Origin of the sequence: Clostridium sp. AM34-9AC (genome assembly GCF_003480225.1) — a bacterium.
In the GTDB taxonomy this organism is placed as follows: Bacteria; Bacillota; Clostridia; order Lachnospirales; family Lachnospiraceae; genus Acetatifactor; species Acetatifactor acetigignens.
The window spans coordinates 12,745-26,018 of the sequence record NZ_QUIU01000021.1; the positions used below are offsets into that span (position 1 = coordinate 12,745).

The 13,274-nt window shown below is 42.8% G+C and carries 17 protein-coding genes and 1 pseudogene; 5 read left to right on the top strand and 13 right to left on the bottom strand.

Features of this window, described 5'->3' with window-relative positions; genetic code table 11:
- Window positions 1-71: 71 nt before the first annotated feature.
- The 10 genes and pseudogenes from DW835_RS12395 to DW835_RS12440 all read right to left on the bottom strand — a co-directional run bounded on the left by DW835_RS12395 (window position 72) and on the right by DW835_RS12440 (window position 6,340).
- Window positions 72-482: a hypothetical protein gene (locus DW835_RS12395; protein ID WP_118668524.1), complete on the bottom strand. Its 411-nt coding sequence runs from the start codon at window positions 480-482 to the stop codon at window positions 72-74.
- A gap of 130 nt (window positions 483-612) precedes the next feature.
- Window positions 613-690: pseudogene (locus tag DW835_RS18460) on the bottom strand (site-specific integrase); the annotation flags it as partial.
- Window positions 691-696: 6 nt separating this feature from the next.
- Entirely contained in the window at window positions 697-1,011 is a 315-nt protein-coding gene (locus DW835_RS12405) for a hypothetical protein (protein ID WP_118668523.1), read from the bottom strand.
- Between the two features lie 522 nt (window positions 1,012-1,533).
- Window positions 1,534-1,842, bottom strand: a complete 309-nt coding sequence (locus DW835_RS12415; RefSeq protein WP_118537499.1) for a type II toxin-antitoxin system RelB/DinJ family antitoxin — start codon at window positions 1,840-1,842, stop codon at window positions 1,534-1,536.
- A gap of 64 nt (window positions 1,843-1,906) precedes the next feature.
- Complete coding sequence (locus DW835_RS18050; RefSeq protein WP_172594695.1) at window positions 1,907-2,083, bottom strand: hypothetical protein; 177 nt, start codon at window positions 2,081-2,083, stop codon at window positions 1,907-1,909.
- A 36-nt stretch (window positions 2,084-2,119) separates the two neighbouring features.
- The gene (locus DW835_RS12420; protein ID WP_118731251.1) at window positions 2,120-3,496 is read right to left on the bottom strand and encodes a HAMP domain-containing sensor histidine kinase; all 1,377 of its coding nucleotides are present in this window, start codon (window positions 3,494-3,496) and stop codon (window positions 2,120-2,122) included.
- Complete coding sequence (locus DW835_RS12425) at window positions 3,484-4,146, bottom strand: response regulator transcription factor (protein WP_118731252.1); 663 nt, start codon at window positions 4,144-4,146, stop codon at window positions 3,484-3,486. Before DW835_RS12425 ends, DW835_RS12420 begins: the two co-directional genes overlap by 13 nt.
- A gap of 14 nt (window positions 4,147-4,160) precedes the next feature.
- Window positions 4,161-4,901, bottom strand: coding sequence for a lantibiotic immunity ABC transporter MutG family permease subunit (locus DW835_RS12430; protein WP_055040007.1), 741 nt, complete (start codon window positions 4,899-4,901; stop codon window positions 4,161-4,163).
- A gap of 1 nt (window position 4,902) precedes the next feature.
- Window positions 4,903-5,634 (bottom strand): lantibiotic immunity ABC transporter MutE/EpiE family permease subunit, encoded by a 732-nt coding sequence (locus DW835_RS12435; RefSeq protein ID WP_004853398.1) that lies wholly within the window; start codon window positions 5,632-5,634, stop codon window positions 4,903-4,905.
- Window positions 5,627-6,340: a lantibiotic protection ABC transporter ATP-binding protein gene (locus DW835_RS12440; RefSeq protein WP_005609481.1), complete on the bottom strand. Its 714-nt coding sequence runs from the start codon at window positions 6,338-6,340 to the stop codon at window positions 5,627-5,629. The genes DW835_RS12435 and DW835_RS12440 overlap by 8 nt, the downstream gene beginning before the upstream one ends.
- Window positions 6,341-6,617: 277 nt before the next feature.
- On the opposite strand from DW835_RS12440, the gene DW835_RS12450 reads away from it, so the two are divergent.
- Entirely contained in the window at window positions 6,618-6,818 is a 201-nt protein-coding gene (locus DW835_RS12450; RefSeq protein ID WP_279221285.1) for a DUF3879 family protein, read from the top strand.
- A 221-nt stretch (window positions 6,819-7,039) separates the two neighbouring features.
- On the opposite strand, the gene DW835_RS12455 is transcribed toward DW835_RS12450, so the two are convergent.
- The 3 genes from DW835_RS12455 to DW835_RS12465 all read right to left on the bottom strand — a co-directional run bounded on the left by DW835_RS12455 (window position 7,040) and on the right by DW835_RS12465 (window position 9,860).
- Window positions 7,040-8,383 carry an MATE family efflux transporter gene (locus tag DW835_RS12455; protein ID WP_118731254.1) on the bottom strand — a complete coding sequence of 448 codons (1,344 nt, stop codon included), beginning with the start codon at window positions 8,381-8,383 and terminating at the stop codon, window positions 7,040-7,042.
- 163 nt (window positions 8,384-8,546) lie between these two features.
- Window positions 8,547-9,071 carry a flavodoxin family protein gene (locus tag DW835_RS12460; RefSeq protein ID WP_118731255.1) on the bottom strand — a complete coding sequence of 175 codons (525 nt, stop codon included), beginning with the start codon at window positions 9,069-9,071 and terminating at the stop codon, window positions 8,547-8,549.
- A 222-nt stretch (window positions 9,072-9,293) separates the two neighbouring features.
- Complete coding sequence (locus tag DW835_RS12465) at window positions 9,294-9,860, bottom strand: methionine--tRNA ligase subunit beta (protein WP_243037167.1); 567 nt, start codon at window positions 9,858-9,860, stop codon at window positions 9,294-9,296.
- A gap of 292 nt (window positions 9,861-10,152) precedes the next feature.
- On the opposite strand from DW835_RS12465, the gene DW835_RS12470 reads away from it, so the two are divergent.
- The 4 genes from DW835_RS12470 to DW835_RS12490 all read left to right on the top strand — a co-directional run bounded on the left by DW835_RS12470 (window position 10,153) and on the right by DW835_RS12490 (window position 13,264).
- Window positions 10,153-11,313, top strand: a complete 1,161-nt coding sequence (locus DW835_RS12470; protein WP_003499594.1) for a hypothetical protein — start codon at window positions 10,153-10,155, stop codon at window positions 11,311-11,313.
- On the top strand, window positions 11,310-11,861 hold the full coding sequence (locus DW835_RS12475) for a hypothetical protein (protein WP_003499596.1): 552 nt from the start codon (window positions 11,310-11,312) through the stop codon (window positions 11,859-11,861). Before DW835_RS12470 ends, DW835_RS12475 begins: the two co-directional genes overlap by 4 nt.
- 250 nt (window positions 11,862-12,111) lie before the next feature.
- Window positions 12,112-12,513 (top strand): hypothetical protein, encoded by a 402-nt coding sequence (locus DW835_RS12485; protein WP_003499603.1) that lies wholly within the window; start codon window positions 12,112-12,114, stop codon window positions 12,511-12,513.
- A gap of 40 nt (window positions 12,514-12,553) precedes the next feature.
- On the top strand, window positions 12,554-13,264 hold the full coding sequence (locus DW835_RS12490; RefSeq protein WP_003499607.1) for a hypothetical protein: 711 nt from the start codon (window positions 12,554-12,556) through the stop codon (window positions 13,262-13,264).
- Window positions 13,265-13,274: the final 10 nt, after the last annotated feature.

Genomic DNA, 13,274 nt, shown 5'->3' on the forward strand with positions numbered 1-13,274 from the left:
TATACAGAGCAATTTATTAAAAAATGCGCCAGAAGACTTATCTGCCTTCTGGCGCATTCATTATTTTTCTCTTAGTACAGCTTCGCGCCTGCCGGAATATGGTTGTCCACCATGAGCAGGTTCAGCTTCTCTTCGCCGTTCTCCTCGCATACTGCGGACAGCAGCATACCACAGGACTCAATGCCCATCATGGCTCTGGGGGGCAGGTTGGTGATGGCGATCAGTGTCTTTCCAACCAGTTCTTCCGGCTCATAGTAAGCGTGGATACCGGAGAGGATGGTGCGGTCGGTGCCGGTGCCGTCATCCAGAGTGAACTGTAACAGCTTCTTGGACTTGGGTACTGCCACGCACTCTTTTACCTTAACAGCTCTGAAATCGGACTTGCTGTTCGGAGTGAAGAATCCGTTGTTATCACCGGCGGTCTGGGCACCTTCTGCCTTGCCGTCAGCTTTCTTGGAAGCGCTACTGTCTAAGCTCTTCATTGTCGGGATTGGATTGGTCAGTTCTTACGTCCTATTCCGTCTTTGTCCCCTTGGCTCCGTCCAAATGCATTTCAGGGTCTTTGAGGATTGCCGTCCTGTTCCGTGCTAATGTCTTAGCGTGTGGTACTGGGATGTCCTTGTGTCCCATCACCGTCTGAATGACCTTGAGATTCGTTTCGTTCTCGCAAAGCCTGGTACAGAAAGTATTCACTTCTTATAATGTTTCCCTGAAATAAGGGACTGTTCTGCTTTCCAGTAACTTCTTGATATCACCGATCAGATTCTTCACTGTCTGATAAGCCAAGTCTCTGTCCTCCGCAATCTCCAGCATCTTGCGTTCCTTATTGATAAAGGTAAATACGATGTCATGCTCCTTCGTCGGAAGGGCCTTGAGAGCTGAGTCAAAGACTTCAAATTCCCGTCTCATCATATGGATCGTGAGAATATCATGTTTGTGCTTTTCCGGAGTATCCGTCTCCTTCAGGATGTTACCGGAGAAATTGCATTCCTCAATGGCATCCCGAATCATGATATGCTCGATGGTCTTTGCAGCTGTAGGATCGCTGAGATGGCTTGTCTAAACCCTAACGCCCAGATCATCGTCATTCTTCTTCCGCCTGTTGTATTCCACTTCAAAAAGGATCCGATTAAACAACCCTGTTTCGTAACAGTCTACCAACTGAGGAAATACGCTGTAGTTCTTGTAGATCAGTAGGAAGCGTCATGCGGATTTGAATTACCGTAGGCTTCCACCAGTTTTTCTTCTGTAATGCACATGTTCGCACCTCCATAACATTTCTTGGAGGTTAGGCTTGTCGGCTTGCGTCACCTCTTGCTTACATATGTCATTCTACGGAACACCACGGAATAAATCGTTCGTCAAACGGTCAACTTCTGTTGACCGGTAGTCAACTCAAAAAAGTAAAAAGAAAAGACGTATGAAACCAAATGTCTCATACGCCTCATAGGATTTATGATTATAAAAATGCTATATACTCAAAGATACCGCGAAGATCGTTCTCAGCCTGCTCCGTAAAGGTAACATCATATTTCATACATTATAATCCCTTCGGATATCCGCAAAAACCTGAGCTGCAGATTTGGTACGCCCTGCCTGCATATCCGCATATCCTTTCTCAAGTTCCATGTCCAAAGTCTCTACGTTCATTCTCGAAATATCAACAGGTCTCGCAGTTGGAATCTTTACCTCAAACGGAAGCCCCCTATTTAGAATGATCTGCTTATAAAACATATTGATAGCATTAGATGCCGGGATCCCCAAAGTAGCCAGAATTCCCTCAGCCTGTTCTTTAACATCCGGCTCTATTCTTGCATAAAGATTTGCTGATTTAGCTGCCATATCATCACGCCCCTTTCTTTTACCCATATTATAAGTCAATGTACGGACAAAGGCAATACATTTTTCAAATCAGTGCCCTGATCTGCTTCAAAAGAATCTCTCTTACAGACTGATACTTCACATCTCGCAACAAACCAAGCGCTTCATCCGCAAATCCATCATTATTATCTGCAAAACCCAGCAGATAATTCGGCGTAGTCTGAAGTACTTTGGCTATCTCTGCCAGACCGCTGGCTCTCATGTAAAATTTCTTTTACATAGCTTAATTGCGGTCTATTTAGCTTGTTTCTTGACTACTCAGGAAAAATATTTCTACCCTCGCCCCACCTGTATTTTCAGAATTTGAAAGTTTAATACCTCCACCATATTTTTCAGCCACAGTTTTTGCAAAAAATAGTCCCATCCCATAATGGGCTTCGCCATTTCTACTTGTGTCATCCATAAAAAACTGCTCTGTGCCATGCAATAATGCTTCTTTTGTAAATCCTGATCCGCTATCCTCCACAATGAATGTCAGCCGGCCATCCTGCTCCTTTGCGTCAATATAAATGATTCCATTTTCTTTTGTATGCTCCACTGCATTCTGGATCACATTCATTACGGCTCGAAACATTGGATCATAAGCAATCGTTACCTTTTTATCACTTTGTTCCGCCTTCCAATCTATCTTCTGGTGATAGATTTCTACCAGTCCGAGTGCCTGTTCCTTTATATCTGCGAAAAAATCTTCTAACCTCACCGTTGTATAGGTAACATCACTGCAATTCCATGATTTTGTGACATCTATCAACTGTTTTACATAACTTTGTATCTGTGTTGTGCCGTTCAAAACATAAGTGATATTTTTCTTCTGTTCTGTGGTCAGTTCAGTCTCTGAAAGTAGTTCTGCATTTCCCCGTACAATCGTAAGAGGTGTTTTAATATCATGCGCCAAAGCAGACATCTGTTGTTTCTTTTCCTGCTCTGTTTTCCACTGCTTTTCTAAAGATTCTCGCAATGCATCTCGCATATCATCGATTGCCGATAAACAGTCATCAAACTCTTTGATACCGGAACAGGATGTCTCATATTCCAGATTTTGATCCTTTATTTGTCTGATTGCGTCTAATACAGGCTGCATCTGCTTTTTGATTCTTTTTCCAAAACGTATGGACGGAATGATGATAATCGCTACCGCTCCAATCACTGACATAATACTCATCACATTCTGTGGTCCTATAAAATGCTCCCTCAAAAAAGCTGAATGATATTGAGGTGTCAGGCGATATTGCAATACAACATATTCATTTTCCCTTACAATTACTTTATAAAAATATTTCCCGGATGCGTTTCCGTACTTTGCAACATTCCATGCTATCTGTTCGTATTGTTCTGACAGATCTCCACCTATTTTCTCTCCATTCTCTGAAAAGATTACATAATCACAAAGTGCAGGAATCATCTCAGCAGTTACTTTATCCGCACGTAAAATCGTATCATATGCTTCATTAATCTTTTGCTCTGCATAATTCGCCGGATAGATACAGCCCACACTAATCAAAAGGTACAGCAGCAGATAAGCAACAATCACCAAACCTACTAATGATCCAAGCATGACCAGTACATATCTCATAAAAATCCAGCTGAGTGCATTGCTTCTCTTTACTCTTCCCATTTATATCCAATCCCCCAGACTGTTTTTATCGGCATATAATCATAATCCGCAAATTTTGCTCTTATATTTTTGATATGCGTGATTATAGTACTGTCATTACTCTCATTGTCAAAGCCAAAGACCGCTTCCAATATCTGTTCCTTCGAGAAAACCTGTCCTCTGTTTTTAGCCAGAAATTCACAGATTTCGTACTCCGCTTTCGTAAGAGGAAGTTCCTTATCATCAACCAATAGTTTCTTTTGAGATATTTGAATACCGACCCTCCCCAAAACCATCCGGACAGAATGTTCCCTGTGCTCTCTTCTAAGATGTGCATTGATCCTTGCCCGAAGTTCCATCACTCCAAATGGCTTTGAAATATAATCATCTGCTCCTAAAGAAAGTCCGTTTACCAGACTGTTTTCCTCCGTTTTTGCCGTAAGAAACAAAATCGGACAATCCACAAGTATCCTAATTCTTTTGCATAATTCGAAGCCATCAATTCCAGGCATCATAATGTCAAGTAAAATCAGGTCATAACGATGTAATTCTTCCATATTAATTTTCAGTGGATTACTTACTTTGGTAACCAGATGTCCATCCTTATTCAAAATGCTTTCTATCATTTCCAAAATTGCCGGTTCATCATCAACTGCCAGTATTTTTGCCATAGTTTCCCTCGATTCTATTCCGATATTCTGTTTCCTTCCCAGTGGTTTACCCACCAAAAATAGTATACCATACTAATCCCTGTAAATATTAAGCAACCTGGTATGAATGACAACCATTCACCTACACTAGTTTCTCCCAATACAGATTGCAGATAAGTATATGGTACTCTACCCGTCCAGCAGACAAATACATATTTCCACACATAATCTCCAAGTCCGGTAAGCATCAATGCACTAATTAGTCCTGATATAATCCCTGCTCCAATGGATACCCCTTTTCCAAACTGAAAAGCCAGAATCAGCTGCCACAGATAAAGTGGAACACTGCTTCCCCACAGCAGCAATGCTGCAAATATACATCCTTTCATGATTTCGATATCGCTTGATGCGATTCTTCCAAATCCAATTCCGAATATGATTGCTGTCAATAGGATAGAGCACAGACACAAAACCAGTAGCATCAACAGTTTCGATAAAAATGCTGCAGGTTTATCCGGTAAAGACAACAGGTTTTGAAAATTACCTGCATTTTGTTCTTGTTCCATCACACTTGCTGTAAAAATTCCAATAAGTACCGGAAGTCCTGCTCCTATTGCCTGATAAAATGCAATCACTTTCATATTTTCATTCCATGGTGAAAAAAAGTAATATATTAAAAATATAACGCTGGTTATAATCGGAATCAGTAAGTGTGCCAGAATCACAGATGTTCCTTTCATCTTTCGCAAGTCTGCATTAAGAGATCTCCCAATCATCTTATTTCACCTCTCTTCTCTCAAACCATTTCAAAAACAGAACCGTTACAAAAACAAACCAGATGATTGAGAGACACATTCCCGGAACAATGACTCCCGTATCCAAAAGAGGATTCCCTGCTTCTGCGGCAAGTCCATTTGGTAAAACATGAAGCAACGGGCACATCATTCGCATAGGGATTGCAGAAACAAGTACATACCAGATTCTGGTTTGTGATATTACCACACCGCTGACGGTAATAAATAGGCAGACGAACAGGTTTACAATCATTCCAAATCGTTCACTTAAAAATAAAGCTACCGGAATCTCCCATAACTCAGAAACCGTCAGAAACAATACTGCAATCAACGCTCCTCCAACTGGAACATGTGTCGTTAGAAGAAAGCCTCCAAGCGTTGCTCCTGCAAACACAATCACATTAGAAAACAAAATCATGTACCCAATATAAATAATTTTCCCCAGCAACAATTTTCTTCTGTCTGTGGGAATAGTCATTAAATGATAGTATTTTATCTTTTTCTCCTGCGCCACAGAAAGATAACAAAATAGAGCAATCATCCCCGGCAGCAAAAGTGTATACCACCAGTTCCAAACACTTTCTGCATAAGCATTTGTCATCCCAAGAGTAAATATAAATGCCATGACAAATGTAAGAAGAGGAAATCCCCAGATAAACTTTTTTCGCATGGTTCTTTTGGCTTTTTGATGTTCTGCTTTTATAATATTAACCATGGATTTCACCTGCTTTCTGGTTTTTTCTTACCACATTCATAAACAAATCTTCAAGATTATCTCCCTGCTTTAATGCTCCTTCGTATCCTAAGATTCCACCTGAAATAATCCCGACTTTATCTGCAAGTAACTGTACCTCTGAGAGAATATGACTGGAGAGAATTACAGTGATTCCCTGTTCCGGAAAAGACCGGATCAGCTCTCGTAATTCCTCGATGCCTATTGGATCTAATCCATTCGTAGGTTCATCCAATATCAAAAGTTCCGGTTCTCCAAGCAATGCCATTGCAATGCCTAGTCTTTGCTTCATCCCCAAAGAAAACTGTCCTGCTTTCTTCTTTCCGGTGTTTGTAAGTGATACAATCTGCAAGACCTCATCAATTCTGTTTTCATCTGTACCAAGCAATAATTGTCTTACCTTCAAATTCTCTCTGGCGGAAAGATTTTCATAAATAGGCGGATTTTCAATTAATGCTCCTATTTTTGATAAATCTTTCCTATCCAAAAGTTTTCCATCAAAGTAAATCTTTCCTGCAGTTGGTTTCATCATACCGGTCAGCATTTTCAATGTGGTAGATTTACCAGCGCCATTCGGTCCAAGCAGTCCATAAATCTGTCCCTTTTCGATATTAAGTGAAACATTATTTACCGCTTTCTGTTTTCTAAAATATTTACATAGATTTTGTGTCTGTAACATCATTTCCATCTTTACTATCCTTCCTTCTATATTTCATTTCTTACTGAAATATAACCTAACAGAAAAAAATAAAGATTTGATGAAGATTTATTCCCGTATGGAATAAACCATCAATTGAATATCATTATCAGAACTCGGCTTTCCACTGAAATCAGCAAAGCTGTTACAAATACGAAGTCCTAATTTACAGAATATCTCCGTGATTTCATCCAAACTATATAACCTTATAGGATTTCCTTCTTTCATTTCAGGCTTATAAAGTGCTTCTCCATACATATAGTCTAGCATCAACGTAAACAGTAAACAGTATGAGGGCAAATATCGTTCTGCTATGTATGCGGCAGTAAAGGCAGCGAATCCTAACTGGCAACCGGGACAGCCGTTTGATTCTAGCATATTAGATAGCGTCACAAGGGAATTGGTGGAGAGCAATCTGGTACAAAGTGGCAATCAGTTTGTCAGAAGATCTATTGATTACAGTGTTTAAGTTCATGCATATATTGAGACTTTTGTTTCAGAGTGTTGTTATACTACCAAAAATGGAGCTGCATAGTAATTTTGTGTAGCTCCATTTTATGGGATTCAGGCTTGTTAAGAGCGGTATACGCCTGCTGTAAGAAAAAGTATTGATTGTAAGTTATATGAGGAAAAGCTTATGTGTAGAGTAATCGCAGTATCAAATTCACACCAAAAAGTTCGGTATAGCGATTAGGATTTCTCGAATCCGTAAACCCATTTTCCACGTAAGAACAGATACAGAAAAATCGCGGAGCTGATACCCCAAGTCAATGGGTATGCCCAGAAAATCACTCGTATATCCGGGAGAATACGAACTGCCACAGTAATGTAGCTTACGCGAAACAAACACCAGTCACAGAGCATAACGATCATCGGAACGGATGCATTACCTGATCCACGAAGTACTGCTGCGATGCAATGAGAAAACGCCAGCAGACAATAAAATAACGCAATTGTTCTGGACTGCATGACTCCATAATGTACAACATCAGGATCTCTGTTAAACGCTGTGATCAGTACCGGTGCTGCCACATATATGATAATACCGATCAACTCTGCAATAGTAATCGAGCAGAAAACTCCAAATCTTGCTCCCTTTTTCGCCCGGTCATACTGTTTTGCACCCAGATTCTGACTGACAAAGGTTGTCAGAGCCATTGTAAAACAGGTCACCGGCAAAAATGCGAATCCCTCTATCTTGGAGTAGGAACCACATCCTGCCATCGCCATTTTTCCAAATGCATTTATATTTGACTGTACAAAGACGTTCGCGATCGCGATCACTGAATTCTGAAAACCGGATGGTACACCATTCTGGATGATCTGCTTCAGCATAGAACTGTCAAAACGAATCTCTCGCAATTCCAGACGGTATTCTTCTTCCACACGCAGCAGATGAACCATACAGAGCAGTGCACTGACAAACTGTGAAATTGCGGTTGCAAGTGCTGCTGATCCGACTCCCATGCCAAGACCTGCGATAAAGAAAATATCCAGAACGACATTGACACAGGAAGAAATAATCAGATATATCAGTGGATGGCGTCCATCACCGACCGACTGCAGAACTCCAACAAAGATATTGTACATGACAGCACCCATAGACCCTGCAAAATATGTACGGAAATACACAATAGATTCCGGGAGCACGTCCGCAGGAGTTCCCATCAATACCAGGATCTTTGGTGCCAGAAGCATTCCCAAAACTGTCAGCGCAGCACCGGCCACAAGTCCAAATGCAACCGTTGTATGGATTGCCTTTTGCAGGCAGTCTCTTTTTTTGGCTCCGTAATATCGTGCAATAACAACACCTGCACCCATGGCAATGCCGTTAATAAAACCTACCATCAGAAAAATCAGATTTCCAGATGAACTGACTGCCGCCAGTGCATTACTTCCTAGAAAATTTCCTACGATCAGGGAATCAGCAGTATTATACAATTGCTGGAACAGATTTCCCAGAAACAATGGAATTGCAAAAAAAATGATCTTTTGGGAGATACTTCCCTCTGTCATTCTCAGACAATTTTTCATAGCTAAAATTACTCTTCCCTTTCCTGTGTTCTTTGAATCAATAGAGATGAAGGACTGCTCTTCGTTATAGTTGCCTCTCTACCTTATTATTTGCACCATACCATGCATATGTTGCTGATGTCAATGTAAAGACTGCTTGTAGAGCTGGAATTTGGAACGTGCTTTATAAATTTTTTCCGATCCCCTCAAGTTCGTTCATGGAATCTTTGTTTTTTTCAAGTTCATCTCTGGCTGTTGCGTAATATGATTTTTGGAAAAGCATATCCCATGAAAGATATTTTGCCATACAGTCAAACTGCTTATCAATCAGCTCATACTGGATACTGTCTACGGGAGAACCGCCTACAACAATCGTGCCAACTTTTTTATTTTTTAACTGCAATCCACGGCAGTAGCACTTATCAATGATAAGTTTCAATTGTGCTGACATTCCCCACCAATAAACTGGTGTAGCAAAAAGAATCATATCTGCGGCAGCAATTTTATCAATTGTAGGATTTGTATCATCCTTATCGACGCATCCCTTAGAGCATTGACAGACACCACATCCCTTGCATGGTGCAATGTTGAGTTTGTCAGGTTCAATGATTTCAATTTCATTCTTTTCTGATGCTCCTTTTATAAATGCATTGATTGCTGCCAACGTATTTCCTTTTCTGGCACTTCCATTAATGATTACAATTTTCATGCGTGTATCCTCCAACTTCCGATTTGTATTTCTGTTTGTTTTAAAAATGGGCAACTCCGGTTGGAATTGCCCACTCATTGCACTAATTATGCGATTTTTTCTTGCTTGCACCGATTTCTGCATCAAATGATGTAAGTTTGATGTAAATCGCTGTTTTTTTAGTTTTTTATCAAATGAAGTACGTCCCGTCTATTTGGTAAAACGGTACATCTTTACATCATCTTAATAGAGCTTTGCACCTGCCGGAATGTGGTCATCTACCATCAGAAGATGAAGCTTTTCTTCGCCTTCTTCTTCATGAATAGCACTGAGGAGCATACCGCAAGAGTCAATGCCCATCATCGCTCTCGGTGGAAGATTTGTGATAGCGATAAGAGTCTTTCCAACCAGTTCCTCCGGCTCATAAAAGCTATGAATACCGCTTAAAATGGTTCTGTCTGTGCCTGTTCCGTCATCAAGAGTAAACTGTAACAGTTTCTTTGACTTCGGTACTGCAACACACTCTTTAACCTTTACTGCACGGAAATCTGACTTGCTGAATGTATCAAAGTCTACCATTTCCTCAAACAAAGGCTCAATCTTTACTTTAGAAAAATCAATCTTTTCAGACTCAGTTTTTACATTTTTTTCAGGTGCTTCAGAAGCTGTATTATTTACATCATTTTTCTTATTTACACCATCTAAGGACTTCATTGTCGGGAGCAAAATTCGGCTCCCTTCATCCTGTTCCATGCCGCTCTGTAAGGGTTCAAAACCCGCACAATACTCGATTCGTGAAATTTTTTTCATTCGTCTCGTGTCCTCTTGTGCCATCCTTTTCGCTTCAAAAGTTGTAGAAAGTTGTAGTGCGCCTGTTATGGCATATCGCTGGCATAGAAATGGCAAAAATTTGCTGCGTTACTCAGGATGCTATATCTAACATGATCTCTACACAAAGAACGGCTTGATCGTTTAACCGCAGACGCATACATTATTATATAATAACCTTCAATTCAATCTAAGTCAACGATTTTATCGAAACATTTTATTACTTTTATTGCCCCACCTTTAATACATAATACATAATAAAGAGGAGACTGTCATGCCAGAATACCAACTTCAAATTAAACAAGTGGTAGATTACCCACGATGCCGGATTTATCGTGAGTTCATCCACAAACTGATCAACGACCGGAGCATCCGCATAAACGGAGGCTCCGGCCTTTTTCATTTTACTGTACTTTGCAGCTATGCAAACTTCCGCACCTCATATCGCCGTATTGACGGGATCAGTTATACAGTCTCGCCCGGCGAATGGGTGTGCACCGTCAAGGAACTGTCTTGCTGGTTCCGCACCCGCTTTCATCGGCAGGCGCTGTCCATGCTGGATACCCTTCAGAAGCAGCACTTGATTTCCTATACACTGCTGGGCCGTGGCAATGTAGTAAAATATAAAATCCTCCACTGGGCCCGCCACAATTCCGCACTGGAGTACAATGCCCCATGCCAAAAGGATACCGGTTTTTTCTTCCTGCCAGTCTCTGTTGCCCTGGAACTGGTCAGCTCTGCCCGCTGCTCTGAAATGGACATCGTTCTGGATCTGTGGGTATCCGCTGTCTACAACGATACGCAGGTGCAGGGGTCAGAGGTCGGCCCGGTAGCCTACTTTCGCAATGGTACAGGAAACCCGTTGGTCAGTTATACCGAACTCTCCTGCCGCTGGGGGCTGTCACGCGCTACCGTATGCCGGATACTGAAAAAGCTGGACGGTCTTGGGTATATCTCTATCATGTCGTTTCCCGGCCGGCATGGAAGCGTGATCTACCTGCAGAACTACCTATCCACCATGTTTGAGATTTCCGATGTTTTAATCGACAAGGAGGAAGTTGCCATGACCTTAAACATTCATCTGGAGCTTCCGGAAACTGCTGAAACCGAAGAGAGCCATTCCATCTCTGAGCATGAGATCATTGTTTCGGATGCACTTTCCAGCGTTTCAAAATCGCACATTGAAACGATACTCCGCAAGATGGCTGACATCCTATCTACGCAAGGGATTTCCTGCTTTTCTTGCCCGCTCTCCCGCTATAAGTTATATCCCTTATCGGACGACTGCTGGGAAGAGTTGATTCCGCGTGCGCGAGGGAAATCCACAGCCCACTTTGGTCTGACCATCCTCTGCGGCACAAACACTTCAATCGCCACTTTTGAACTTACACTCACTCCCTTTGAGGAGCACGAAAATAGGAGGAACTTGAAATGAGAAAATTTGTTGAACCTGATGTTGCTGATAATCCCCTGTACCATGATACCTGGAAACTGCTGAAAAAATACCGGGATGTTGTGTGGAGTCTGGAGCTTTCTGTCCAGCATGTCCGCACCAAGTTTGAGATCGAGTATGGCACCTCCATCGAGGATTTTCTGGATTCAGTCTATCTGGCCGGCGCCGATCTGGCCGGAAGTGACATTGAGCATCATGCCAAGTGCATTGAACGCAGCCACAAAATGCTTAAGCTGCTGGATTCCGCAGTCGAATTGCTGCGTACCAAGCACAAAAACGGTGAGGCATATTACTGGCTGCTGTACTACTCCTTCCTCTCGCCCCAGCAGCTCAAAAATGTTGAGGAAATCATCGAGACCCTGCGGCCGCACATTCGTGACATCAGTTTCAGAACCTACTACCGCAAACGCCGGGAAGCTATTGAAGCCCTCAGTTCCGTCCTTTGGGGCTATACCTCCAAGGACAGTTTAGACATGCTGGAACAGTTCTTGCCAGAGACAAAATCACCTTCCGGACAATCGGGCAAATAATTGGCACATTTCGGGAACAAAATTGGCATGGTTCTGCTCTTTCAGTGCAAATACCGATGTGTTAAACTGAATATGCTCAAACTTGCACCCAAAACCGAACAGGACAGTAACGGCACCTTTCATCAGGGTGCTTTTTTGCTGCCCAGATGGCCGCCCGACCATTTGAAAGCCCACATTTGTTTTGACAGGTGTGGGTTTTTCTGTTCCCTATTGAGCATCAAAAAATCATTCAGAATTGGAGGATCGCAAATTGAAGAAAACGAAAACCCCTCAAACTCCGCAGCTTCAGGAGCCGGATACCCAGTCCAAGCGCAGGCTTTCGCTGCCCAAAGTGGCTTACAGCGCCTTCCTGTGTGTGATGATGTCCATGATGTTCTGTCAGCCGGCTTATGCGGCAACAGATGTATGGACCAAGGCCAAAGAGATCATGCAGGATGTATACACCCAAATCCTTGCCATCTCCACTATCGCCGCCATCGTCACTGCTTCGGTAGCCTTGCTGCTCATGAACTTCTCCCGTTCCGGACGGACGGTGGATGAAAGCCGCGCCTGGCTCAAACGAATCTGTATCACCTGGGCTATCCTCAATGGCTTGGGCTTTATCATGGCGTATGTGACGCCGCTCTTTAGTGGCGGACAATGGACAGGCTGATTGACCGTCTGATTGCTCGCCGGAAAGGAGGCTTGCATTTATGGGCATTTTAGACGGCATAGTGGAATGGATCGCAGAACAGGTAATGGCCGGTCTTGATCTGGTGACCACATCGGTTTTGGGTGCGCTGGGCTGTGATATGGCTGTATTTCTGCGTTATTTTCCCGCAGCAGAGACTATGTACTCTGTTTTCGTGGCTCTGGCAATCGGGATCATCCTGCTCAACTGGGTCTGGCAGTTATTCAAAAACTTCGGTCTTGGCGCAGGTGTGGAAGCAGAAGACCCGGTAAAGCTGAGTATCCGTTCCGTTATTTTTATCCTGCTGACGCTCTTTTCAGATGAGATCGTCAATATTGTTCTTACCATCGGCGGCACCCCCTACCACTGGATCATGGAGTCCGACCTTCCTGCATTAAGCTTTGCAGACTTCAATTCCGTGATGCTGGTCATCATCGGTGTGTGTGCCAATGGGGCTGTGGCGCTGATTACCTTGATTTTGGTTCTCATCCTGGCCTGGAACTACCTAAAACTTCTATTCGAGGCAGCCGAACGGTATGTGCTGCTCGGTGTACTGGTCTACACGGCTCCTGTGGCTTTTTCTATGGGCGCCAGCCAGACCACAGCAAACATCTGGAAATCCTGGTGCCGGATGCTTGGCGGCCAAATTTTCCTATTGGTCATGAACGCCTGGTGCCTGCGCCTGTTCACAAGCATGGTGGGGTCCTTCCTTGCGAACCCGCTTTCGTTGTAAGGAGGTCTTA

Coding starts and splice junctions, on each gene's coding strand:
- DW835_RS12425 (WP_118731252.1), bottom strand. CDS start 4,146: ATGGCAAAAATACTGGCAGTTGATGATGAACCGGCAATTTTGGAAATG.
- DW835_RS18050 (WP_172594695.1), bottom strand. CDS start 2,083: ATGAGAGCCAGCGGTCTGGCAGAGATAGCCAAAGTACTTCAGACTACG.
- DW835_RS12440 (WP_005609481.1), bottom strand. CDS start 6,340: ATGGAAATGATGTTACAGACACAAAATCTATGTAAATATTTTAGAAAA.
- DW835_RS12470 (WP_003499594.1), top strand. CDS start 10,153: ATGCCAGAATACCAACTTCAAATTAAACAAGTGGTAGATTACCCACGA.
- DW835_RS12460 (WP_118731255.1), bottom strand. CDS start 9,071: ATGAAAATTGTAATCATTAATGGAAGTGCCAGAAAAGGAAATACGTTG.
- DW835_RS12405 (WP_118668523.1), bottom strand. CDS start 1,011: ATGATTCGGGATGCCATTGAGGAATGCAATTTCTCCGGTAACATCCTG.
- DW835_RS12420 (WP_118731251.1), bottom strand. CDS start 3,496: ATGGGAAGAGTAAAGAGAAGCAATGCACTCAGCTGGATTTTTATGAGA.
- DW835_RS12395 (WP_118668524.1), bottom strand. CDS start 482: ATGAAGAGCTTAGACAGTAGCGCTTCCAAGAAAGCTGACGGCAAGGCA.
- DW835_RS12455 (WP_118731254.1), bottom strand. CDS start 8,383: ATGAAAAATTGTCTGAGAATGACAGAGGGAAGTATCTCCCAAAAGATC.
- DW835_RS12430 (WP_055040007.1), bottom strand. CDS start 4,901: ATGATTGGGAGATCTCTTAATGCAGACTTGCGAAAGATGAAAGGAACA.
- DW835_RS12475 (WP_003499596.1), top strand. CDS start 11,310: ATGAGAAAATTTGTTGAACCTGATGTTGCTGATAATCCCCTGTACCAT.
- DW835_RS12435 (WP_004853398.1), bottom strand. CDS start 5,634: ATGGTTAATATTATAAAAGCAGAACATCAAAAAGCCAAAAGAACCATG.
- DW835_RS12490 (WP_003499607.1), top strand. CDS start 12,554: ATGGGCATTTTAGACGGCATAGTGGAATGGATCGCAGAACAGGTAATG.
- DW835_RS12415 (WP_118537499.1), bottom strand. CDS start 1,842: ATGGCAGCTAAATCAGCAAATCTTTATGCAAGAATAGAGCCGGATGTT.
- DW835_RS12465 (WP_243037167.1), bottom strand. CDS start 9,860: ATGAAAAAAATTTCACGAATCGAGTATTGTGCGGGTTTTGAACCCTTA.